The organism is Oceaniferula spumae (assembly GCF_042849255.1).
GTDB lineage: Bacteria > Verrucomicrobiota > Verrucomicrobiia > Verrucomicrobiales > Akkermansiaceae > Oceaniferula > Oceaniferula spumae.
In genome coordinates, this window is record NZ_AP026866.1 from 2875414 (window position 1) to 2898065 (window position 22652).

General features: G+C 50.7%; 24 protein-coding genes. 10 read left to right on the forward strand and 14 right to left on the reverse strand.

Annotated features, from left to right (window positions below; all coding sequences use genetic code 11):
• Positions 1-240: 240 nt before the first annotated feature.
• The 8 genes from ACSPJT_RS12075 (at position 241) to ACSPJT_RS12110 (ending at position 6520) form a co-directional block, all read left to right on the forward strand.
• Positions 241-462 (forward strand): PEGA domain-containing protein, encoded by a 222-nt coding sequence (locus ACSPJT_RS12075; RefSeq protein WP_435896200.1) that lies wholly within the window; start codon positions 241-243, stop codon positions 460-462.
• Between the two features lie 1715 nt (positions 463-2177).
• Entirely contained in the window at positions 2178-2534 is a 357-nt protein-coding gene (locus tag ACSPJT_RS12080) for a hypothetical protein (protein WP_435892807.1), read from the forward strand.
• 612 nt (positions 2535-3146) lie between these two features.
• Positions 3147-3644 carry a GNAT family N-acetyltransferase gene (locus tag ACSPJT_RS12085; protein WP_435892808.1) on the forward strand — a complete coding sequence of 166 codons (498 nt, stop codon included), beginning with the start codon at positions 3147-3149 and terminating at the stop codon, positions 3642-3644.
• A 173-nt stretch (positions 3645-3817) separates the two neighbouring features.
• Positions 3818-3985 (forward strand): hypothetical protein, encoded by a 168-nt coding sequence (locus ACSPJT_RS12090; RefSeq protein WP_435892809.1) that lies wholly within the window; start codon positions 3818-3820, stop codon positions 3983-3985.
• Positions 3986-4012: 27 nt separating this feature from the next.
• Positions 4013-4354 carry a ferredoxin gene (locus tag ACSPJT_RS12095; RefSeq protein WP_435892810.1) on the forward strand — a complete coding sequence of 114 codons (342 nt, stop codon included), beginning with the start codon at positions 4013-4015 and terminating at the stop codon, positions 4352-4354.
• Positions 4355-4946: 592 nt separating this feature from the next.
• A complete protein-coding gene (locus ACSPJT_RS12100; RefSeq protein WP_435892811.1) occupies positions 4947-5363 on the forward strand; it encodes a hypothetical protein in 417 nt (138 codons plus the stop codon).
• Positions 5364-5519: 156 nt separating this feature from the next.
• The gene (locus tag ACSPJT_RS12105) at positions 5520-5996 is read left to right on the forward strand and encodes a hypothetical protein (protein WP_435892812.1); all 477 of its coding nucleotides are present in this window, start codon (positions 5520-5522) and stop codon (positions 5994-5996) included.
• Between the two features lie 26 nt (positions 5997-6022).
• The gene (locus ACSPJT_RS12110; protein WP_435892813.1) at positions 6023-6520 is read left to right on the forward strand and encodes a hypothetical protein; all 498 of its coding nucleotides are present in this window, start codon (positions 6023-6025) and stop codon (positions 6518-6520) included.
• Between the two features lie 123 nt (positions 6521-6643).
• Here the strand turns inward: ACSPJT_RS12110 and ACSPJT_RS12115 are convergent, their stop codons facing one another.
• From ACSPJT_RS12115 to ACSPJT_RS12145, 7 genes are all read right to left on the reverse strand, one after another.
• Positions 6644-7339, reverse strand: a complete 696-nt coding sequence (locus ACSPJT_RS12115; RefSeq protein ID WP_435892814.1) for an L-ribulose-5-phosphate 4-epimerase — start codon at positions 7337-7339, stop codon at positions 6644-6646.
• Complete coding sequence (locus ACSPJT_RS12120) at positions 7336-9015, reverse strand: ribulokinase (RefSeq protein ID WP_435892815.1); 1680 nt, start codon at positions 9013-9015, stop codon at positions 7336-7338. Before ACSPJT_RS12120 ends, ACSPJT_RS12115 begins: the two co-directional genes overlap by 4 nt.
• 2 nt (positions 9016-9017) lie before the next feature.
• A complete protein-coding gene (locus tag ACSPJT_RS12125; RefSeq protein WP_435892816.1) occupies positions 9018-9824 on the reverse strand; it encodes an alpha/beta fold hydrolase in 807 nt (268 codons plus the stop codon).
• 13 nt (positions 9825-9837) lie between these two features.
• The gene (locus ACSPJT_RS12130) at positions 9838-10647 is read right to left on the reverse strand and encodes a sugar phosphate isomerase/epimerase family protein (protein ID WP_435892817.1); all 810 of its coding nucleotides are present in this window, start codon (positions 10645-10647) and stop codon (positions 9838-9840) included.
• Positions 10648-10660: 13 nt separating this feature from the next.
• Complete coding sequence (locus tag ACSPJT_RS12135) at positions 10661-11509, reverse strand: sugar phosphate isomerase/epimerase family protein (RefSeq protein WP_435892818.1); 849 nt, start codon at positions 11507-11509, stop codon at positions 10661-10663.
• Positions 11510-11541: 32 nt separating this feature from the next.
• On the reverse strand, positions 11542-12561 hold the full coding sequence (locus tag ACSPJT_RS12140) for a TIM barrel protein (protein ID WP_435892819.1): 1020 nt from the start codon (positions 12559-12561) through the stop codon (positions 11542-11544).
• Positions 12562-12737: 176 nt separating this feature from the next.
• Positions 12738-13325, reverse strand: coding sequence for a LysM peptidoglycan-binding domain-containing protein (locus ACSPJT_RS12145; RefSeq protein WP_435892820.1), 588 nt, complete (start codon positions 13323-13325; stop codon positions 12738-12740).
• Positions 13326-13468: 143 nt separating this feature from the next.
• On the opposite strand from ACSPJT_RS12145, the gene ACSPJT_RS12150 reads away from it, so the two are divergent.
• Entirely contained in the window at positions 13469-13696 is a 228-nt protein-coding gene (locus ACSPJT_RS12150) for a hypothetical protein (RefSeq protein WP_435892821.1), read from the forward strand.
• Positions 13697-13723: 27 nt separating this feature from the next.
• Positions 13724-14563: a hypothetical protein gene (locus ACSPJT_RS12155; RefSeq protein ID WP_435892822.1), complete on the forward strand. Its 840-nt coding sequence runs from the start codon at positions 13724-13726 to the stop codon at positions 14561-14563.
• Between the two features lie 96 nt (positions 14564-14659).
• Here the strand turns inward: ACSPJT_RS12155 and ACSPJT_RS12160 are convergent, their stop codons facing one another.
• The 7 genes from ACSPJT_RS12160 to ACSPJT_RS12190 all read right to left on the reverse strand — a co-directional run bounded on the left by ACSPJT_RS12160 (position 14660) and on the right by ACSPJT_RS12190 (position 22642).
• Positions 14660-15016, reverse strand: coding sequence for a lysozyme inhibitor LprI family protein (locus ACSPJT_RS12160; protein WP_435892823.1), 357 nt, complete (start codon positions 15014-15016; stop codon positions 14660-14662).
• Between the two features lie 127 nt (positions 15017-15143).
• On the reverse strand, positions 15144-17423 hold the full coding sequence (ligA, locus tag ACSPJT_RS12165) for an NAD-dependent DNA ligase LigA (protein WP_435892824.1): 2280 nt from the start codon (positions 17421-17423) through the stop codon (positions 15144-15146).
• A 118-nt stretch (positions 17424-17541) separates the two neighbouring features.
• Positions 17542-17814 carry a hypothetical protein gene (locus ACSPJT_RS12170; RefSeq protein ID WP_435892825.1) on the reverse strand — a complete coding sequence of 91 codons (273 nt, stop codon included), beginning with the start codon at positions 17812-17814 and terminating at the stop codon, positions 17542-17544.
• A 49-nt stretch (positions 17815-17863) separates the two neighbouring features.
• Positions 17864-18187 carry a hypothetical protein gene (locus ACSPJT_RS12175; RefSeq protein WP_435892826.1) on the reverse strand — a complete coding sequence of 108 codons (324 nt, stop codon included), beginning with the start codon at positions 18185-18187 and terminating at the stop codon, positions 17864-17866.
• A gap of 90 nt (positions 18188-18277) precedes the next feature.
• A complete protein-coding gene (locus ACSPJT_RS12180) occupies positions 18278-19390 on the reverse strand; it encodes a glycosyltransferase (RefSeq protein WP_435892827.1) in 1113 nt (370 codons plus the stop codon).
• A gap of 9 nt (positions 19391-19399) precedes the next feature.
• A complete protein-coding gene (locus ACSPJT_RS12185; RefSeq protein WP_435892828.1) occupies positions 19400-20782 on the reverse strand; it encodes an FAD-binding oxidoreductase in 1383 nt (460 codons plus the stop codon).
• A gap of 39 nt (positions 20783-20821) precedes the next feature.
• Positions 20822-22642 carry an NPCBM/NEW2 domain-containing protein gene (locus ACSPJT_RS12190; protein ID WP_435892829.1) on the reverse strand — a complete coding sequence of 607 codons (1821 nt, stop codon included), beginning with the start codon at positions 22640-22642 and terminating at the stop codon, positions 20822-20824.
• Between the last annotated feature and the right edge of the window lie 10 nt (positions 22643-22652).

Genomic DNA, 22652 nt, shown 5'->3' on the forward strand with positions numbered 1-22652 from the left:
CCAAAAACCATTTTGAGCTAAGAACGTGAATGGTTGCAATCTGGTTTACAGCGCGCGGTTGAGCTATACGTTCGGCAATAATAAGAAAGAATTACTGCAGTATCACGTAATAATATCCTGATGATTTTGAAGTATATATTCACTACATGTTTGATGGCAGGCATATATGGTTTAGCTGGCTGCCGAGATCGAAACATAATCACAGATAATAATCAAAAACCTAACAAGCCTGACACGTTGATGAAGATTGTCTCTGACCCAACAGGTGCTTCAGTGTTTCTAGATGATAAGTTTGTTGGTGTTACCCCATTGAGGACTATGCCCTTATCTACAGGAGTTCTACGTCTTGAGCTAGCCGGTTTCAAGACAATCATAACGCGGGTCGCAGATCATGCTGAAGGTGAATCAAAGGTGCAAATACTGGATTTTAATTTAGAGATGTTGCCCAGAAAACCACAATAATAATGAGACCGAACAAGGCGCTTCATCCGACGCGATACCGTCCGTCAGCCAGAAACCATTGTGAGCTAAAATCGTGAATGGTGCGAAACTGGTTTACATGGCGCGGTTGAGCTCTACGTTCGGTCATAATAAGACTTTTTGATCAGATCGATTGCGTTGATGAAGAGTGAAGATACTTTCGTCTTATCGAGTTGCCAGGCGTTGGACAGATGCTGCGAAATGAAGGTGAATGGTCGAATAAGCTGCATTCTGCTGAGAAGTGCCTGATGGCTTGGCGATTCATCCCGGAATTTTGATCACAGCACTTGGCACCATCCTATTTTGACATTTCACGCGTTGCCGCATATCCTCTACACATGGCTAGAGCGGTCGGAGTGAATGATGATTGATCGTTTCTCGCTTTGTTCGTTGTTAGACAAAAACTTACCGAACAAGGCGAAGCATCCGACCGTTAACCGTCCTGAGTCCGAGACCGTTTTTGAGTTAAAACTACGAATGATTGGCGGCTGTTTTACACGCGGCGGTTGTTCTCTACGTTCGGCAATAATAAGAAAAAATCGTGGAATCAGAACAAAGACGAAAGAAAATTATTCAGCGGATACACCCTTCATTATATCCTATCAAGTTGTCGCCGTCTGAAGATCTTGAATGCTTGTTCATCACTAAGACAAAGCTATCAGGCGGGCGTAGAGCATTCGCGATGGTAAATTTAGAGGATCGAGACATCCATGAGGTTATATTAAGTGCTAGAGCGCAAGTTAAGAGATTAGCTAGCGCTATATGGTTTTTCCGTGAGGTTGGGCTGTATTTGGTCTTCTGTGGACATCAAGATCAATGGGCTGACTCTATGGATGAAGTTAACGCGGATAGAACAGGTTTACATTCTGTGATCATCCAAGGAATTCATTTTATAGACCTCGAAACTGGAGCCGCGGAAGTGAAACAGTCTAAGTGGGGGCCATGCATATTTGGTGACTTGTCACTGCCACATATTCTCAACTGCCTAACAAAGGATGTGGCCGAACAAGGCGCTTCATCCGACGCGATACCGTCCTGAGTCGGAAACCATTGTGAGCTAAATCCGTTAATGATTGGAAACTGTTTTACATCGCGCGGTTGAGCTCTACGTTCGGCAATAATAAGAATGGATAATCCATACTCCACACCTATTTCATCTACACTTAAGGAAGCTGAGTTGCCTCGGAAGCATAGGAGAGACGGAAAGATTCTGAGGCTCTGTGTGATTCTTGACGTGCTGATACTCGTTGTTCAAGTCGTTTAAGCCAGTTTGTTGCAGATTGACCAGCCAGATGAGGAGGCACACCTAACTATTCAAGAGCCAACTATTTGGTTAGTTTTAATCTTGCTGGTAACAACCCTAATATCGTGGATAGGACTCTTACTTTTGAAGCGTTGGGCCGGATTGCTCTATACGATTTCTTATGTGCTAATGATTTCAAGCTATCTATTTATCCCCTCTGTGAACCAACATCCAGTTGAACTGGTTACAGATTGCTTAAGTCATATTATATCCGCAACAATTGTGATAATGGTATATTTTTCTTACGCGATTAAAACAAATAATACGGCCGAACAAGACGAAGCATCCGACCGTTAACCGTCCTGAGTCCGAGTCCGTTTTTGAGTTAAAACCACGAATAATTCGCGGCTGTTTTACACGCGGCGGTTGTTCTCTACGTTCGGCAAGAATAAGAATGAAGACACACAAAAAAGGGTTTTTCTTTTATGCCGGCTTAATCACGTTCGCCTTTGGGATGGCCCGGTTTTATTATCTCGATGTTTCAGCTGATGCCAGAATCACCGAGAGAGCCAAAGGGATCGAAAGAACGTATATGGACAATAACTCGATAACTGATGATCCAAGGGTTAAAGCAAGTATTACAGTGGGTATGGTAACTCGAATGGCTATAGATGAAGTGAAGAATATGTTTTGGCCATTTCTGCTGGTTATTAATGGAGCATCATTTTTGTTCATACACGAAAGAAAAAAAGTGGCCGAACAAGGCGCTTCATCCGACGCGATACCGTCCGTGAGCCAGAAACCATTGTGAGCTAAGATCGTGAATGGTTGCTAATCTATTTTACACGGCGCGGTTGAGCTCTACGTTGGGTAACACAAGAATAAGATACACAAAATTAGCATGAGACTATATTGGATTATAATGGTGTGCATTATCGTGAGCAGTTGCGTTCCATGCCGTTTTCGCTCCGAAGAATCTATTCGAGATTCACTACTCAAAAAGACACCTATTGGAACCACTCGTGTGGCTGCGGCACCTAAAATTATTGAAATAGCACCGAGATCGCATAACCAAAGATACAACGTCGAAGAAAAAGTGCATTCGAAGGATAATGAGATTGGACCAATATTTATGTGCTATTACCTGACTTCGCCACTGACTTCAATTGGCTATAGAGCCGTCTGGCATTTTGATAAATATAATCGTTTGAGCGATATCAAAGTCGATAGCTTTGCTGATGGTCCTTAATGATGAGTTGGATCTTTTTAGCTTGGGAAACCAGAGAAGAATAAGAAACCCAACAAGGCGCTTCATCCGACGCGATACCGTCCGTGAGCCAGAAACCATTGTAAGCTAAGATCGTGAACGGCAGCGAATCTGGTTTACAGCACGCGGTTGAGCTCTACGTTAAGCAAGAATAATATGATCACTTGCAGACGTGCAGAACAAGATGATGCCGCCCTCTTCAGAGAAGTTCGATTGCGGGCGTTGAAGGATAGTCCTGAGGCATTTGGCTCGACATACGAAAATGCATTGGAACGTGATATTGATTCCTGGAGGGAGCAGATACAATCGACGGTTTCCAGCGTTAATCGAAACACACAATTTGCGTTCGACGGTGAGCTGTGTGTCGGCATTGCCGCATTATACCGCGAAGAAGGAGCCGACACTGGCGATATTATCATGATGTGGGTATCGCCTGAAGCAAGAGGTTCAGGGGCAGCACCTCTTCTAATTAGCAATCTGATGGATTGGGCCAGTGCAGTTGGAATGAGTGAGGTGCTACTCAACGTCACCGACAGTAACGAGCGAGCTATACAATTCTACCTCAACTATGGATTTGTAAGCACAGGCGATATAGTAGATTGCGATGCTTCCCGCTGTTTGAAGGCTATTCGCATGTCGAAGAAAGTCGTCTAACAAGGCGCTTCACCCGACGCGATACCGTCCGTGAGCCAGAAACCATTGTAAGTTAAGATCGTGTATGGTTGCGAATCTGTTTTACTGTGATCGGTAGATCTCTATGTTCCATAAGAACAATATCCAGTGGATATACTAGCCTGCTCGCTCGTTGTTCTCTACAATTTTCCATCATGAAGAAAGATAAACAATCCATGACATCAATACCAGGACTCGCATTGCTGGGTTTACTTGCTACAGGAGTAATTGGAATCTGGCACACTTTTGCCTCGTTCAATGCACTGGGGCTAATTGCAGCGGCGATCAGCTTTGGTATATTAGCCATCGTCTCGTTCATGTAGACTTCTCTGAAGTATTCCCGCCTCACTATGCGTGCCTCTCATCCAATCGTAGCAAAGAATGTTGAAGGGCGGTACTATGTTGATGAATCATGCGTCTATTGCGAAGCCTGTCTGCGGTATGCTCCGGCTAACTTTGGGTATGATGAGGATCAAAACGTTGCGTTCATTATGAAGCAGCCGAGTTCGCACGAAGAGCACGAAAGAACCGCGATTGCCATAAGAAGTTGTCCGAATCTATCAATCGGAGACAAGCTGCGTCGCCATGAAGGGGCTATAGATGATCTGGGGATAGGATATGGATCGACTCCCAAGGGAATGTTTGGGGCTTTGGGGAAAATCGTTGCGAGTTGGCTACGCGAATCAAAATAATTCGTCAATCGATGCGTTTTCTCAACGCCAACAACTCCCCAAGCGCAAAAACTGTTTTGATCTAAAATCTTGAATGAAGCGTATATGTTTTACATCGCGTCGTTGAGCGATACTTTTGGCGACTAAAATAATTATGGGCATATTCGGCATTCTAGTTCAGGTGGGCATACTTTGGTTTCTGATTACATTTTACTCTCGATCAACGAATTCATCAGCCACGCTAAGCGAGACATGGATTGTTGTGTTGAGTATGCTGGCGATTGGGTTCGTGGCGCGGCTGTTGCTGTCCGGTATTCTAGGGCCTTTTGTGGGAATTTTGCCGATTATCGCGCTATACTTCCTGATCGATAAGGTCTGTGGATTACCACAGCGTGCCACTATTAAAATTTGCGTGTACTACGTGTTGATTGTCATTTTGATAGGTGTTGCGAATGCTATCCTGATGATACCCGTGGACGCACAGTAAGACTAACAAAAGCGATCCTGTGCAATAACAGTTCGTAGTCGTCGGATGTGCGGAGGCTTAAGAGGGAATGAGGATATCTGTTTCAAAGCTCGCACTATCGATTGCTTACGTCTGTCAGCAAAGAACATGACAACAAACGAGATAACAGATATACAAATTACCTGTGCACCCAGGTTCGACGCCTATAAGTATGAGCGTGTAGTGGACCTATGTGATCCGGGTATATCAGAAGGTGGTTTCGCACGGCATATGGAGAATTTTGAAGACAGTCTTTTTCTGTCTGATGATCTGAACATGAACTTCACAATGTTTTTTGCCTTTCAGCGATATTTGTTCAAGTGGGGTGGTGAGTCGTTGCCGAAAGATTCCAAGGAGCACATTGCGTTCGATTTCCTATTTTTACAACTTTATGATAAGGAAGTTCCATTTGAGTTTGCATACGAAGAATATAATATTCGTTGGTGTAGGGAACTCAAAGCAAGGTCTGAATTAGCTGCAGCACATGTTCGAAAATCTTTCACACGAAGAGCAGCGGAGAAATAATAAAGCGGTGGTACTAGTCGCTTAATCCGAAGTTAAGTAGCATAGATACGACAACCATTTTCGAACACGCAGGTAACGCAGTAAAATTTTTCAGCTCTAGATTGAGACCAGCTTTGGCAAGATAAAGAAATGCGTTGGTTAAAACAGCATTGGTTCATGATTTTGATCTACTCAGTATGTGGGGTAAGTCTCTCGATCTATGGGTACAAGAAAACAGCATTTGACGGTGTGCAGTCGTGGCCATCTGTTCCTGCTACTCAAGTCGAAGAGGATCAGTTTAGTGGTGAGATCAGAGGCGACTGGTACGATGGTACCAAAACGAGAGGGGTGAGTTCTACCACGGTTAGCTACCAGTATTGCGTTGAGGGATCTTCATACACTGGGACATTGGCTACGCCAGACGGAGGTGGCCTGCCATTTAATTTCGACATGGAGTTCCTTGCGAAACCCAACGAAGACGGGTCATACCAAGTAAGAAATAAACCGAGAGAGTGGCGGGCATATTATCACCCAAGTGATCCTTCACTGGCTGTGCTTGACCCAGTGCCCTATCGTGGGGTGACCTGCTTGATTGTTGCCTCTGTTATGGGAGTGATTATTATAGCACACCTATACTTCTCGATATGGGGCTAACTAGACAGAATCTGCACTATACCCTTATGAAAATAATATACGCTATCGTCTTCCTGCTGTCCGTTACGTCTGTTGCTTCTGCCACAAGCTATGCATTCACTCTAGAGAACTATTTTGCTCAGAGTGCAATTGTCGCTGAAGTTCAGATAACAGGTTCTAAGAAATACGTGAGTAAATTTCTTGGTCTCGAAGAGGTAGAAGTGGAGTGCAAGATTCTGAAGTTATACAAAGGGCCCGCTAATTTAAAATCGTTACGCGTTAAATACTATGCGAAGCGTAAGCCTGAGAATACACAGGCTCTTGTTTTTATTTTCAGACCATCGACCGGTAATGAGCTTAGGGCGTTTAACGGTGCTAGCGGCGTTGTAGGTGAGAAGGAGACTCAGTTTTCGTTGAGCTATAAAAAACTCAAAGAAGAGGTAGCGAGGTTTCAAAAGTCTGGGACTGCGAGGCCGATGAAGGGGTTTCCTGAAGGAACATTGAAAGGCGCAAAGCCTCTGAAAGAGGGAAGCCTGGGCTATTGAAGGGAAACTCAATCTTTGCGTGTGCCAGTCAATTGCTACTGGCGCAAATACGAAGTTTGTCCTGTCGCCTAGCGCCTCACTATGTGGGGTGCTTTTTTGTATACAGCCGATAAGGAGTCGAATCTAACTTTGACCGTAGTAGGCATTTTTCCCGTGTTTTCTTTGGTAATGTTTTTCCAAAATATGACGGGGGATTTCACCGGCATTAGGGTTCAATTGCCAGGTCATCAAAGCCATTTTCGCACACATCTCCAGAGCTATGCTGTTGTCGACCGCTTTCGCCGCGTTCTTTCCCCATGTAAATGGCGCGTGATGGGTGAGTAGTACTCCGGGAACTTCAAGAGGATCTAACTTGTTGTCGTTAAAAAGCTCCACGATACTGACACCGGTAGCATGTTCGTAGTCCGAGGCCACCTCATCGACCGTTAATGGGCGTGCGACTGGGACGTCTCCGTAGAAATGATCAGCATGCGTGGTGCCAAGGCAAGGTAGGGCTACCCCTGCTTGAGAGAAAGCTGTGGCACAGGGACTGTGTGTGTGCACGACTGCCCCAATCTCGGTGAAATTGCGGTAGAGTTCTAAGTGGGTTTTCGTATCGGAAGAAGGTCGTAAATCGCCCTCGACTACGTTGCCATCGAGATCGACGACCACAAGGTTGTCAGGAGTTAGAGCATTATAGTCGACTCCACTAGGCTTGATGGCAACAAGACCGCTTTCGCGATCAATGGCGCTGACATTGCCCCAGGTGAGAGTGACTAAACCGGATGAAACAAGAAGTTGGTTAGCCGAGACGACTTGTTGTTTGAGTCCTTGGTTCATGCTTTTAGTTGTTGTTCCCGGATGTCGATGAGGTCTTTCATGACGTGCTCGATGCTTCCAGACCAGCCAGTTGTTCCGAAGGCATCGTGCAGAGTTTTGTAAAGCTGATAAAGCTTTTGGTAGACGGCCTGATTTTCGGGGATGGGGTGATAGACCGTGTCTGTGTAGCTAATAATATTCTGTTGGAGATTCTCGAGCGAGTCATGTCCAGAGGCTACGGCGGCGAGCATGGCGGCTCCAAGAGCACATGTTTGTTCGCTGCGGGAGACTTTCATGGGGCGACCTAACACATCGGCGTAGATCTGCATCAGCGTGGCATTTTTGAGCGAGAGTCCGCCGGTATTGACCACTTCGGAAATAGAAATACCGTGTTCTTCCATCCTGTTGATGATGGTCAGCGCGCCGAAGGCGGTGGCCTCAATGTAGGCGCGGTAAATTTCGTGGGCCTTCGTGTGCAATGTCTGACCTAACATCAGTCCGGTTAGGCGGACATCGGTCAGGATCGTGCGATTGCCATTGTTCCAGTCGAGAGCGAGTAGACCACTGGAACCTGGCTTCTGATCTCGCATCTGCTGCTCCATGGAAGCGAACTTCTCACCGAGTTCTTGACCGTAGGAATCGGGCACGAGGTTGTTTGCCAGCCAGAGAAAAATATCTCCTACGGCGGATTGGCCAGCTTCAATGCCGACTTTCCCTGGGACGACGGATGAGGGAACTTGTCCGCACAGTCCAGGAACATCTGCGACGTCAGAGTCTGCTACGGTGATGTCGCAGGTGGAGGTGCCCAAGACTTTGACGAGAGTTCCTCTTTTTACGCCCGCTCCCACGGCTCCCATGTGGCAGTCGAATGCTCCTACGGCAATGGTGATACCTTCGGGTAGACCAAGTTTTTCAGCCCATTCCGAGCACAGAGTTCCCGCTGGGGTGTCGGAGGGGTGGGCCACTGTGTAGAGTCGGTCGCGTAGCGAAGCTAAGGCTGGATCGAGTTTTGCCAGGAAATCGGCGGAGGGGAGACCGCCCCAATCGTGATTGAATATGGCCTTGTGACCTGCCGCGCAAATAGAGCGCTTGAGGGTGTGGGGGTCTGTGTTTCCTGAGAGAACTGCGGGTATCCAATCGCAGTGCTCTACAAAGGAATAGGCGGCCGCGAAGACTTCAGGGTCGATATTCTTGAGGTGGAGAATTTTCGACCACCACCACTCAGACGAATAGACGCCGCCGCATTTGGCAAGGTATTCTGGGTGGTGCTTGGCAGCGAGTTCAGTAATTTGTGCAGCCTCAGCGTGCGCAGTGTGGTCCTTCCAGAGCCAGACTTGTGCGTTGAGATTTTTTTTGTTCCCGTCTGTTAGCCCCAGCGGTGTTCCTGATTGATCGACGGGTATGACCGTGGAACCGGTCGTATCGATACCGATGCCGACGATGGCCGAGGGACTGAATGAGGGATCTGCTTCTGCCGCTTGTTCGATTGCACCACGAATGATGGTTTCACAACCGTCGAGGTAGTCCTGGGGATTCTGCCGAGCGACGTTAGGGTTGGATGGATCAGTGAGGATGCCTTGGTCGCCGGACGGGTAGGGGAATACGACGGAGCCGAGTTCGCGTCCGTCTGAGAGGTCGACGATCAGGGAGCGGCAGGAGTTCGTGCCGTAGTCGAGGCCGATGGCGTAGCTGGGCATGGTTAGGAATTCGCTTTGATAAACTCAGTGACGCGCTGGTTGAAATCCTCAAGATTCTCCCAGTGGAAGGCGTGTCCAGATTTCGGGTAGAGATGGAGCTGGCTGTTAGGAATGCCAGCGTGCAGTTCGTCTGCCATCCAGCGCGGGGTGAAAATGTCATCCTCTCCTCCGATGAGAAGGGTAGGTGCGGTGATGTTTTTCAGATGCTCGAGCGTGTTGTGATTCACGCATGCGGCGCACTGTCCTTCGAGGCCATGAAGGGGCTGGGGGTTTTGTTCAGCTGCAGCGTCTTCACGACCTTCTAACATTCCTTTGTGAAATTCTGAATCGTCCCAACTCCGTTTGTTGAAAATGAGCAAGTGGAGGAACTCGACAAGATGCTCGTGACGCATGTGGGCCTTTGACCTTAGGATGTGATCGAAAACCGACTTCGCGTAACTGTCACAGCGCGCCCACGAGCACATGAGCACCTGGCTTTTTACTTTTTCCGGGTGACGAATTGAAAGTTGCTGCGCGATGATACTGCCCATTGAGCAGCCAACGATGTGGGCTTTCTCGATACCAAGATGATCCATGAGATGAGCGTAATCATCGGCCATCATCTCAGAGCTGTAGTCGCCTGCGGGTTTGTCACTGAGGCCGACGCCGCGGTTATCTGGTGCGGTGCACTGGAAGTGTTGAGCCCATTCAGCCAGGTGGTCTTCCCAGTAGGTTCCTGGAGCTGTGATGCCCATGATGAGAATCACAGGTTCTCCTTGTCCATGCACCTCGTAGTGCATGTTAAATCCATTGTGTTCGTAAGCGGGCATGGTGAAATATCTGTTAGTCTATAAGAGGCAGTAGGGTTTCTTTGATCCATTTACCGTCGTGAAGGGTAACGCCGTCGGGGTCATCGACGGCTTGCGGCGCTTCATCCTCGCAGATGATCCAGCCGTAGTAATCCTGATCGTAGAGCCACTCGGTGATTCCTGTGAGGTCGACTTTTCCTTCTCCCATCAGAGCGAACTCGGGGTTTCCATCCCAGTCTTTGTAGTGAACGTGATTGATGAACTCGGAGTAGTCCTTCATCTTGGTGAGCGGATCCATCCCACCGTTGATGATGTGGCCGACGTCCGGGGTCCAGCCAGTGACCGTGGAGTCTAACCGCTCGATGATAAACGAGTAGTCTTCCTCAGTTCTATTGATGGATGTTTCGGGCGAGTTCGGATGGAAACTGCAGGTGATGCCGACGTCGGCAGCGCGTCGGGATACGGCATTGACGTTATTCACCAAATTTTGGCGACGTTGTTCGAGATCGTGGCGGCCCGTGGGCATCTGGACGGTGCAGAGGATGGCCTCTGGAAAACGCTTGAGCAGTTTGAAGGCTCGCTCGGCGTCTTCTTTTTCCTGAGCGGTTTCTTCAGGGTGGTTCCAGTCTTGGACAAAGGCGATGGCGGCGAGTTCGATACCGTGTTTGTCCAGGCAAGCTTCGAGTTTATCTGCGTCCGCTAGATCTCCCATCCATGGGAAGATGGGCTCGATGCCGTCCATACCAGCCTTGGCGGTGATCTCGATCATGTGGGCGAGCTGGTTGTCCCAGAAAGCACCTGAGTCTTTCATAAACCAGGTGTAGCACTCGTTACCGAATTTCATTTTGAAAAGTATGTTAGGTTGCGTGTTTTTCGATCATTGCCTTGGTGAAGGCATAGCCGTCTCGGCAAATGTCCATGCGTGGATTGAATTCACGCCAGACGTTGATGGCATTGGCAAAGTCGAGGTCGTCGCGAGAGAAGGCCTCGATGTAATACCAGCCGTCATAACCAGTTTTGGCAATGGAACTAAACACTTCGTCCCAAGCCACATTGCCGCTGCCGGGTGTGCCGCGGTCATTTTCACTGATGTGAACGTGGGTCATCACAGGCGCGATCGTCTCAATGGCATCAGCAAAGGATTTCTCCTCAATGTTCGCGTGGTGCGGGTCAAACATACCGCGCAGGTTAGGGTGATCAACCATATCAACGAGCTTCCTGAGCTGCGCCATGGTGTTGACGAGGTAGCACTCGAATCGGTTCAATGCCTCAGGTGTTAGGGTAATACCTGCCTGAGCGGCGTGTTCTGCTGCGGCGTGAAGGACCTCGGCGCTACGTTTGTATTCCTCTTCCTGCGGAGAATTTCTCGAGAAGGTGGCAAAGGCAGAATGGAAGGGGCCGCAGATGTTCTTGCCGCCAGCAGCGTGCATGTTGTCGATGGCCTCTTTGATTTTATCGAGTCCGGCTTGGCGCACAGAAGCATCTTCAGAGATGGGGTTCTGGTCGGGGCCTAGGCCTAGACAGCCGTTCACTTCGAGATCGATCGATTTTAAAAACGCACCAACATTCTCGTAGTTAGCGCGATCTGGTTCGGCGAGGAAGATCTCGATGCCTTGGTAGCCGATTTCCTTGAGTGTTTCGATGTCTGCAAAGTGCTCCTCGGTCACATTGGTAGACCAGAGGTGCATGTTCATTCCTATTTTCATAAATTGTTTGTTAGAAGTTTTTTGGGGTAAAGCTAACCATGTGCGGCATTCACCTGTTGCATGGTATCGAGAATCGTATTCCAGGTCTGTTGCTTGAGCAATGCTGCATTGGGGAACATACAGCCGTCCCAACACATGTGGCGAATTTCCTCTCTCTGCTTACCATTTTCATCAAGTAGCCAGTAGCCAGCACAACGGACGATATCTAGCTTTCCGTTAGGGTCATCAGCCGGGCTGTGTCTGCCGGTTTTGTCATGATTGCCAGTGCCATGAACGGTGCCGTCGTTTTGGGCGACGTGAAAATCATAAGTCCAGGGACGCAGCTTGTTTGTCATGGTCTGATAGGCTGACCAGAATTCTTCGTCACCGTAGCCGTCGCTCAGAAGTTTGTATTCCGGGGCATTATAGCCGAGCATGTAGAGATAGGTGTGGGCGAGGTCTGCCTGGAATCCGACCTGGCCAGGCATGCCGACTTCTTCTAGAAGGTCTAACATATCTTTCCACGAGTGCATGGCTCCCCAGCAAATTTCTCCCTCGGCCACGAGGACCTCATCATGGTCCGCAGCGATCTTGCCACATTCTTGCAGTGTCTGTGCACAGAGCCTGGTGTTTCCTGCCGGGTTTTTGGCCCATTCTTCGACACTTGTCGCTGAGTCAATGCGGATGGATCCATAGGTTCTGACGCCGTGGTCTCTCAGGATACCGGCGTATCGACATGCCTTTTTGACAGAATTGATGAATTGATTGCGTTCATCACGTGAGCCCATCGAGCTGCCGCCTCCAGTGTCTGTCCAGATAGGTGCGACGACGGAGCCAATGCTAAGGCCTTTGCCGGAGATCTTGTCGGCTAGCTTTTTGATCTCGGTCTCAGAGGCATCGATATCGAGATGGGGGAAATACAGAAACATATCGACGCCCTCATATCCAGAGCCTCCCACTTCAGCCGATGCCGTGAGGTCTAACATTTGGTCCAAAGGAATAGGCGGTTCAGCCGAGCCCTCCTCCTTACCGACCAATCCAGGCCACATTGCGTTATGTAATTTCCAGCTCATGAATTGATGATCCTACGTTATGTGTTTCTGGGAACTTTCGAAGAGGGGAATATCCGCCAGAAAACTGTTTTATCCTAAGACGCTCATCTTTTCCCAATAATAGCCTCAGATCACAACAAAAAACCGTCAGCGCATAGAGTGACTGACGGTTTCGTGTGAAGTTAGAATCGTTTCTATCAATAGCGAGGTATCAACAGGCGTTTGCCGATGCTGAGATTGGTGCCTTTGAGGCCGTTGGCTCTCTGGATGGCTGTGACGCTGGCACCATATTTGCGAGATAGTCCGTAGAGCGTATCGCCTTTTTTGATCACATGAGTGATAGGCGGCTTGCTCTTGGGTTTTGTTTTGGCAACTGGCTTGGGTTTGGGCTTCGGACGTGAGACTACAGTGGGTCGTGGCTGAGGTGTTGGGCGGACGCCGCTACCGACAGGAGGAGTAGGCCGGGTGCTGGGCCGAGTCACAGGGGGCTGAGGCGTGACATTGGATGCGACCGCAGTAGGGCCACCGACAGGAGGAGTCGGCGTGCTAGGGATCGATGCCACCGCAGATGGTTTCGCGGTGCTGCTGCGCCACCAAGTGCCTTTACTTTTGTCATCCGCCCAGCGTTCAACATAGTTGCCACTGCTGTCAAAGGGGCCAACGCCGGGGTTGTAGCCGCGGTTGGATCGGTTTTCCGCGACGGACCCTCCGCCATCCCCACAGCTGGTCAGGAGAAACGGCAGAAGCACCATGGTACTGAATGCGGAAATCACAAATCCTCTCATGCCCGTGAGTATGTCACACGCATGGGACTTGGCAAAAACTTAGTGGGCGCGATGTCATATTTTTCCTACCCTGGAGAATCTTAACAAAATCTTAACCCAAAACTTTGAGACTCTCCCAGAGGGTCATGGTTTACTATCCTACAATGAAGACCATTCTGAAAACAGTAATCGTTACCACGCTGATCACGGTGGCCCACGCCCAGGGACCTCGCCCCACTGACATCGGAGCCAGCCAGCAGCAAATGGGCAGCCCTGGGGTGATGTGGTATGCCACCTGGGACACCGCTCTTGCCGAAGCGAAACGTAGCCAGCGACCGATCTTATTCATGGCGGCCGCCGCGCAGTGCGATGGTATTTCCGGCGTCTTCTGACCGGGCTATTCAAAAACGCAGAACAGTTTGTTCTCAACCAAAGAATTTATCGATGCCTCCCGTGCCTTTGTGTGCGTCCGTTTGGAATCATTCGAAAGCAAGGAGAACCAAGACATGGTGCGCAAGTTCCTCAATGGCAGGTTTGAAAATACCGCCTTCTGCATCCTGGCACCTGATGGAAAAACGCGCCTTTCCGGAACCGGCAGAAGTCCGCAGATGGGGTTCGGTATCCGCGGAAGGCCGGAAGCTGGCGGACCTGAAGCAAAGGCCCAGAATGCCCTTGTGATCGAATCCATGGAAAAGATCGCGAAGAAATACCCAACAAAGGCAGACTCCGCCAGTGCCGTGGTAGAGGATTTCAATAGCTTCAAACAATCACTCAACGTCAGCTCGGGAGACCAGCGACTGTTAGTGTTTGTGGTGGCTCCGGAAAAACAGCGGAACTCTCTGAAAAAGGATCTCCAAGTGGTGGCCAACCATCAGGACGTGTTGGGACGATTCCACTTTGATTTTGCTGACAATACGGACGCGAAATGGAGCGATGTGATTGATGGAGACCAGAGCAAAACCGGAATCTTCGTGATCCATCCTGGAGAATTCGGCCAGAAAGGCAAAGTCATGGCCGAGCTGCCACTCACCAGTGAGGCGAAGACGATTCGTGAGACGTTGGCCAAAGCCAACAAGGCTTATGCTGCTAGTGAAACACGCAAGGTCTATTCAGAGCACGTGCAAAAGGGCCGCAAAGAAGGAGTGAAGTATGAGGACAACATGCCATGGGGCGAAGATCGTGATGCCGATGGCAAAATCGACGAACGTCCGGCACGTAGGGGGCAACGCGGCGAAAGACGAGGCCCTCTCAGACGATGAAAAGCTAAACGGAGTGCTGCGAGGATCATCGCTTTAAGTGGAACGGAGCTTGTTGATACGAGCTGAAGCGGTGATCCCTCGCCGCACTCCTTGACTCTAACCGTTGATCTCCTTGAAGCGCTTGTGGTCTTCGAGCAGTTTGCGTGTCCGCTCTTGTGTTCTTAAATTCATACTGCCGAGCCTCTCGAGTGCTCCGAATTTTCCCTCACCAAAGTGGTGGCTGTCAAAGTCGGCCTCGGCATCGCGGAACGCCACCCAGGCACGCTGAGAAAGACGGAGTTTCTTTTTGCCATCCTCGGTGAGAACGCTCATCAGTTTTTGATAGGCTATGTTCATCGCTTTATCGGAGTTTTGATACTGCTCGTAGGCGTTTTGTTTTAGCTCCGGATTAGACTGGGCGTTGCAGATGGCAGCGGTGGAAAGCAGGCAGATAGATAGAATGAGTGGTTTCATGATCATGGCTTATAACAGATTGACCTGAGGAAAGGTAGGACAAGATTGCATCTTGTCGGCAACCTTAGGAAACATCATCCCAAGCATGACTGGCTCACCAAGCCTGCCGACAACTTGGAAAGTTGTCCTACTTAAGAAGCTGCTCAAAAGCTGCCTCGTCCAGAATGTTCACCCCAAGTTCCTCAGCCTTGGTGCGTTTCGAGCCAGCTTTTTCTCCTGCCAAGAGATAGTCAGTTTTACTGGAAATGGAGCCGGAAACTTTTCCTCCCTCCGCCTCGATGATTTTTTTGAACTCTGGGCGGGGCTTGGAAAGTGTGCCGGTGATGACAAAGGTTTTGCCGGCGATGGCTGAGTCGGATTTCTCCAAGACAGATTTCTGTGGATCGTAATTATCCGATGTCGGATCAATACCGTGTTTTTGAAGTTGATCTAACACGAGTTGCCCACCCTCACTTTGGAAGAAGGTGGTGATGTGCTGGGCAGCTACCGGCCCCAGCTCTGACTCGATCTGATAGGCAGCCAGACGAGGATGATTTTCTTTTTTTCGCTTGGAAATAGAGAGCTCTTCAAAATCCGGAAGCTCGGCCAGGTCTTTCAAAATAGGAGAAACGGCAACTTCACTGAGGTTCTGATGCAGGCGCGCAATCTCACGAGAGGCGGACTCTCCAATGTGGGGAATGCCCATGGCATAAATCCAGCGAGAGAGAGGGGCGGTGCGTGCTTTTTTCAGGGAGCTGGTGATCACAGCTGCCTTTTTTTCGCCAAGGCGGCGCGGTTTACTATCGCCTGATTCTAACTTGGCGGGATCTAACAGCAGATCTGCGAGTGAGTCGGCTTCTAGCTCGAACAGATCGAGCGTGGTGCTGACAATTTGATTTTCGACGAGCTTCTCTGCAACTGCGGTGCCAAGGCCATCGATATCCAGTGCCTTGCGCGATGCGAAGTGTTTGATTCGGGTGACCGCCTGAGCTGGGCAGGCAAAGTTGACACAGCGCCAGGCAACAAATCCTTCCTCTTGCTCGATGGGGCCGGCGCACGACGGGCACTTGCCATGAACGTAGTTGAAAAGATTGAACGGTTCGCTGTTAGGCGGGCGTTTGGTAGTGATCACTTTCACCACAGCAGGGATGATTTCGCCGGCTTTTTCGATGATCACGGTATCGCCTATGCGGACGTCTTTGCGGTCGATTTCATCCTGATTGTGCAAGGTGGCACGAGAGACGGTAGTTCCGGAAACAAAGACGGGATCGAGTTCGGCAACCGGTGTCAGGACACCGGTTCGACCTACCTGGATGGTGATATCCTTGAGCAAGGTTTCCTTTTGCTCGGGTAGAAATTTGTAAGCGCAGGCCCACTTAGGGTGCTTGGATGTGGCCCCGAGCTGAGCGTGTAGAGCAAGATCGTCGACTTTAATGACGGCGCCATCGGTGGCGTAAGGGAAGTCGTGACGATCTTGATCGAGTTTGATGATGCAGTCTAACAGCTCCTCCATGGTTGATGGTTGGTGGAACCAGTGGCTGCACTTCAGGCCGTATTCTTTGAGTGTATTTTGGAACTCGCTAACGGTGCTGTAGGGTGCGTCATCGACTCTTCCGTAGGAGTGGAAAATGCAGTCGAGCGGGCGGGTTTCCACCAGTTTGGGATCGAGCTGCTTGAGCGTTCCGGCGGTGGCGTTGCGTGGATTGACAAAGGCCGGTTCACCCGCTTCATCGCGCTGTTGGTTGAGTTTAGCGAAGGCTTCGTTAGGCATGAAGACCTCGCCGCGGACTTCGAATAGATCCGGCGCTCCCTGCGGTAGACGTAGTGGGATGGATTTGATGGTCTTGATGTTCTGGGTGATGTCATCACCAGTGGTGCCATCGCCTCGGGTGACGGCGTAGTCGAGCACCCCATCGCGATAAACACAGGAAACAGCAACGCCGTCGATCTTCGGCTCGATCGTCAGTCGGACATCGGAGTGGCCGAGTGAGCGCTGGAAACGATCAAACCAATCGTATAATGCCAAAGCTGAAGGTACTGATTTTAATAGACCTTGTAATTGCAGGAACCTATAAAGACGAACTAAAGAATTTTCGCCTGAGCGTGGCTCTTCGTCAGATAGTTTTTCAATTTCAGACCGTTCCTCGTCTTTTAGCTCATGGATATCCTCAATGGAAAGCATCGGCACCAGATGCTGAATTTGCTCGAACCCTTCCAGAGGAGCGCCGCCCACACGTTGGGTTGGGGAATCTGGTAGGGCCAGATCGGGGTGAGCGGCTTCGAGCTGTTTCAACTCCCCCATGAGAGCATCATACTCGGCGTCGGTGATTTCCGGTTCGGCCTCTTGGTAGTATAACTGGTTATGGTGCTCCAGCTCAGTGGTGAGTTGTTTAATCCGTGCTTCGGGAGTGCTGAAGAGGTCGTCCATGGCGGTGATTGTAGTTCGTGACGAACTCAGGCCAAATGCAAAGTGCACGAAGGCCGACAGAAAAAACTCCCCACAGCCGGTCGGGCTGAGGGGAGTGGTATTATTGCGGGTTGTGGGATTACCAGTAGCGGATTGTGTTTCGTAAATCGCGGGCGGCCCAGGCGGTGTCGCGTGCATCACGCACGGTGTTGGTGACGTTGCGGCGTTTGACGCTTTCCGTGTAGACATTGCGATCTTCGATGTCCTTCTGTCTGTGATATTGGGAGGCCTCGGCTCGTGAGATGACTCCGTCCCGATTGTAATCGGCTACGGCGGCGCTCTGCACGGATGCACAGTTGCTAAGGGTCAGGGCACTTAAGATGGAGGCCAGGGATACGATGATAGTTTTCATGGTAGTCATGGGTTGAGGTTGATGTGGTTTTGTTAGTGGGTGATGTTGATTAGTAGCCGACTTCTACAATCTCGGCGGCACGGCCTTCCTCAGCGAGGCGGATTCGATCTAAGAGATCTAGTCGTGGATCTCTCGCAGGAGCTTCGGCTACCCTTGATCCGGGGCGGATTCCGCGGCGTGGATTGGAGTAGCGCACGGCGTTGTGACCTGCGACATGCTGGCCATGGTTGTTATTGGGCCGGATATCTTGGCCGGTTCTTTCGACGGCTTCGACACTGGTTCTCGGCTGAAGTGTGCCGACGGTGCTGGTATCGCATGAGCAAAGCATGGCAGCTGCTGCGACAGTGATGGTGGTAACGAGGGTTGTTTTCATAGTTCCGATGGGTTGGTTGTTTGCGATGGTGAATCGCTCATCCACCCAACGGACGAGGGCTGAAATTATGCAGAAAAAATGAAGCCGAACCTAGCGACTGGTCTTGATCAGTGCCTCGGTCTGATCGATTATTTTCTTAATGCGAACAGCTTCTTGGTCAGCCTCCTGCTTGAAAAATTCATGGATGACTTGCCAACGTTGGTAGCGTTCTTGGTCTCTAACAAGCTGGTAAAATAGAGGCTTTACCGCGCAATAAAATCGAACCGTTCTACTTGTTAGGTGCGCGTATAGTTGTTGGGCGAGAGTGAGTAATTGTTGTAAAAGGTCAATCTCACGTCGTCCCATCTCCTGATGACGGAAGGCGCAGAACTTGTAGGTGGAAATGATGTTTCGCACGCTCTGCGCGGTATATTTTGGATTCACCTTGATGCTTGGTTTCCACGGCTTGAACGGGCCGGCGTAGTGGAGGTTGGCAGGTGAATCGAATTCGTGGGCTGAGCATGTTGATCTCGGAACCAAGACGTTATAGCCGTCAGGTAGCAATTGATTGCGATCCGCCAGCATCCAGTTGACCTGCGCCTGATCGCGGAAACCTGTGTAGTGCTGATGCCTGATTCCCCAGTCAATAAGTTGATCTCCGAGCCTTTCTTTTCTCCAAAGCTTCAGATCGATCAGGGTAAAACCCGTGTTGATATACGGTGTCCTTAGATCAAAGTCATTGGAGTTTAACTTATCAATGTTTTGACCTTCGTCTGCTAGCGTGGGTCTTTCGGAATCGACGACACCATAAACTGGAGTGTTACCATCGAGATGGTTCTGGATTCCGCTCAAATCTTTGAGACAGAGGACATCTGAATCAATCCAGAGCGCCCAGTCGTAGTCGGGGAGAAGATCCGCGAGGATGATACGGACATAGAAAGTCGCTGAGTCCTTCAGGCCGGAAAGCTTGCTGCGGTTCTTTTCGTCCAAAGATCGCCAGTGCAGGTGAACCTCGATCTCATAGCGCTCTGAGAGTTCGTCGGTCAGCGATTTTAACTGCTGTTGCTGCTCCTGAGTGATACCTCCATCGATAATGAAGATATTGAATACCCGAGTGTTTTTGTGGCTGGCGGTGATGGCACTTGCGACAGCCGTTTCCAAACCGATGAAATAATTGGCATCGGAGGATAACGCGAGATTCAGATAGGAGGGGGCGTCAGTCATGACCAGCGACTATTGATCAAGAAACTTACCTGGATTGAGAATATTGTTAGGGTCCAGAGCCTGCTTGATGGAGTGATGAGTTTGGATGGAAACCTCGCCGAGGGCTTGGTGAATCCATGGTTTCTTGGCAAGGCCGATACCGTGCTCGCCACTGATGACGCCCTTGTTCTCTATCACCCAGGTGAACAGACGGTTGAGGGCGGCATCGGCTTTTTCCTTGGTGGCTGGATCTCCATAATTGTCCACCATGATATTGGTGTGGATGTTGCCATCACCGGCATGGCCGAAACAGGCGACAGGGATTCCGGTGTCTTTCTGGAGCTGCTGGGCAAAATTGACCAGGTCCACGAGCTTCGAGCGTGGCACGACGATGTCCTCGTTGAGTTTGGTCAAGCCGGTGTGTTTCAGAGAGTAGGAAAAATCACGGCGCAGCTGCCAGATACGATCACAGGCAGCTTCATCCGGTGCTTCATCGATGCGGATGGCTTGATGACCTAACAAAAAGTCACGCAGGGCGGGCAGCTCGCGGGCGACAGTTTCAATGTTGCCGTCGATTTCGATCATCAGGTAGGCGTCACCGGGAGGTAACTTATCGGCCCCAAGATAATCGCGGGCAGCAGCCATGGTGAATCCGTCTGTGATTTCCAGGGCGGAAGGCAGCGTGCCTGAGTCCAAAATGGCCTGCACGGCGGCAGCGGCAGCGGTGAAATCCGGGAAGGATGCACCGAGCATGGCGCGAGTCTGTGGGTGAGGAATCAGACGCACCGTGATCTCGGTAACGATGCCTAACATTCCCTCAGATCCGACAATCAGAGAGGTGAGATCGAAACCGGTGGAGTTCTTGTGACAGCGGCCACCCGTTTTCAGAATTTCGCCCGAGGCCAAAACCACTGTCAACCCTAACACATACTGCTTGGTGACTCCGTATTTCAAACAACGGGGGCCTCCAGCGTTGGTGGCGATGTTGCCGCCGATGCTGCATTCCTTGAGCGAGGCCGGGTCCGGCGGGTAATACCAGCCGTGTTCGCGCACCGCGTTCTGAAGCTCACCTGTGATGACGCCAGGCTGGGTGACACAGACGCCGTCGGATGGATTGATTTCCAGAATCTGATTCATCCGCATCACGGAGACAAGAATGCCACCGTGGACTGGCACACAGCCGCCGATGTGACCTGTGCCAGCTGCGCGGGTATAAACCGGCACATTTTCAGCCGAGGCGAACCGCATCACTGCGGCCACATCCTCGGTGGACTCGACAAATACGACGACATCAGGAAGAGCTGAGGCATGCCATTTGTCCGTGCCGTGTTCTGCACGAACCTCGTCTGAGGTGGAAATTTGATCGGGTCTCAGGAAGTTCCCGAGACCGGAGGCTAGCTGGTCGGTAGTCACGGGGTGTTTGTAACCGACCAACTCTGGGATGACAACGCCTTAGCGTGAAAGCACCGGCTCAAGCCATATTCCCCAGTCGGAACCGTTACCGTCACCACCGTCTTCCACGATGAGCTCGAGTTTCTTTTTGCCCGTAACGTCGACGTTGAACTGCGGTTGCTGGCCGGCTTTGATGACTCTGGAACTCCAGATTTTCTCACCATCTGCCTTGATGACGAATTTCACCGAGCCGCGGGTGTTCTCTGCGAGCCCGCAACGTCCGCTGAGTTTGTTCCACTTACCTCCGAGGGAGTAGCTGTGGTGCGCAGGCGCGTGGGCATAGATGCCGTGTTCAAAAATACGCGAGTCCGACTGAATCAGCATATTTTCCGATGGAATCTTGTTATAGAGTGGTTTGAAATACCCTACTTTGGCGGAAGTTACTGTGGTGTCTGCGAGCGCGACCTCGGTCTGGCTGGGAGGAATGGCCGCAGGCTCGGGCATGGTGGGCTTCTGCGCGAGAAGACGTTTGGCGATGCTTGCGGTCTTGGCATTTTCCGAGGTGGAAAGTTGCTGAAGCAAGCGGTAGATCTCAGCATTGTCTCTGGCCTTGATCGCTTTTTGGAATGGCTGGAAGCTGAAGATCAGCGAAATCTCATCGAGGTTGGCCTGGCCGTCCGCATCGGCGCTGAAGGGATAGGTGTATGGGCTGTGAGTGCCAACGTGTGAGGTGGCGTCGCCATTCGCGTAGAGGATGATCAGGCGCAGAGAGGCTTGTTTGCCAGCGGCAAATCCGGTGCAGTTGATAGAGAATGTGCCGTCTTCCTTGGGCACTGCGGTGGCGGTGGTGGCATCGTAGTTGCTGCCTCCGACAGGATCACAGTAGGCAAGGAGGGCATACACAGGTGGGCTGTTAGGATCGGTAACTACCTTGCCGGTGATGTTGATAGCACGGTCACCTTTGCTGATTTTCAAATCAGTCAGCTCGGCTTGACCAGACAGTTCCATGCCTTTGACTGAGCCAGTGAACATCGGGTGGGAAGCGCAGCGCATGCCGCTGGCAAGGGTGAGAAATGAGCCCTTGCCTTCGCCGCGCAGATCACGACCAAAGGTGCGGTTGCCGTTACCCATGAGGGCTATACCGAGTGCTGCACGTTCATCGGCGCGTTCGCAGTTATGTGGCAAACCGAGTGCGTGGCCGAGCTCGTGACAGACGCCTCCGACAAAGATGGAGTTGTATTTTCCGATAGATATGTGGCCGTACTGACCGTCGTGGAGCATCGGTTCTTTTTTATCCAGATGGATAGGATCTAACAAAGGTGAGTCAACCTGCCAAGCAGTGCCGCCGCGATGGTTGCCGCCGGCGTAATAGGGGCTGTTCTGGGTCATGCGCTTCTTCTCCGGATCCCAGTTAGACATGTTACAGAAAATGACGACCGTTTCCTTGGTTGGATCGATGCCCGCTTTTTGGAGGGTTGGCGTGCACTCGTTGCGGATTTTGTGTCCGTCGCCGGGTTTGTAGTGGGCGTAGGGTTTGGGTGCCTTAACCACGTGGATGCGGAGGAGCTTGTCCTCTGCGAGGTCGAGGTTAACCGTCTGTTTGCCGAAGCCAAGTGTGTCCATTTCGGATGCATAGAATTTCTGAATGATTTCCATCACTCGAGTGAGGCGCTCGCGGTACTGGGGAGCTGGTTCTCTATCAGAGGGTGTCCAATAAACGATGTGGAGCATGCGCTTCGCATCTGTCGGTGAGCCTTTTTTCCAAGCTTCCAAGATGGCGCGTGCCTGGGGAACTTGCTCAGCGATGATCTCCTTCGGTGTGGCGGCAGAGGCGAATTGCGCGCTGAGAATAGCGGCGGCGATGATAATGGATCGTTTCATTGGCATGGGA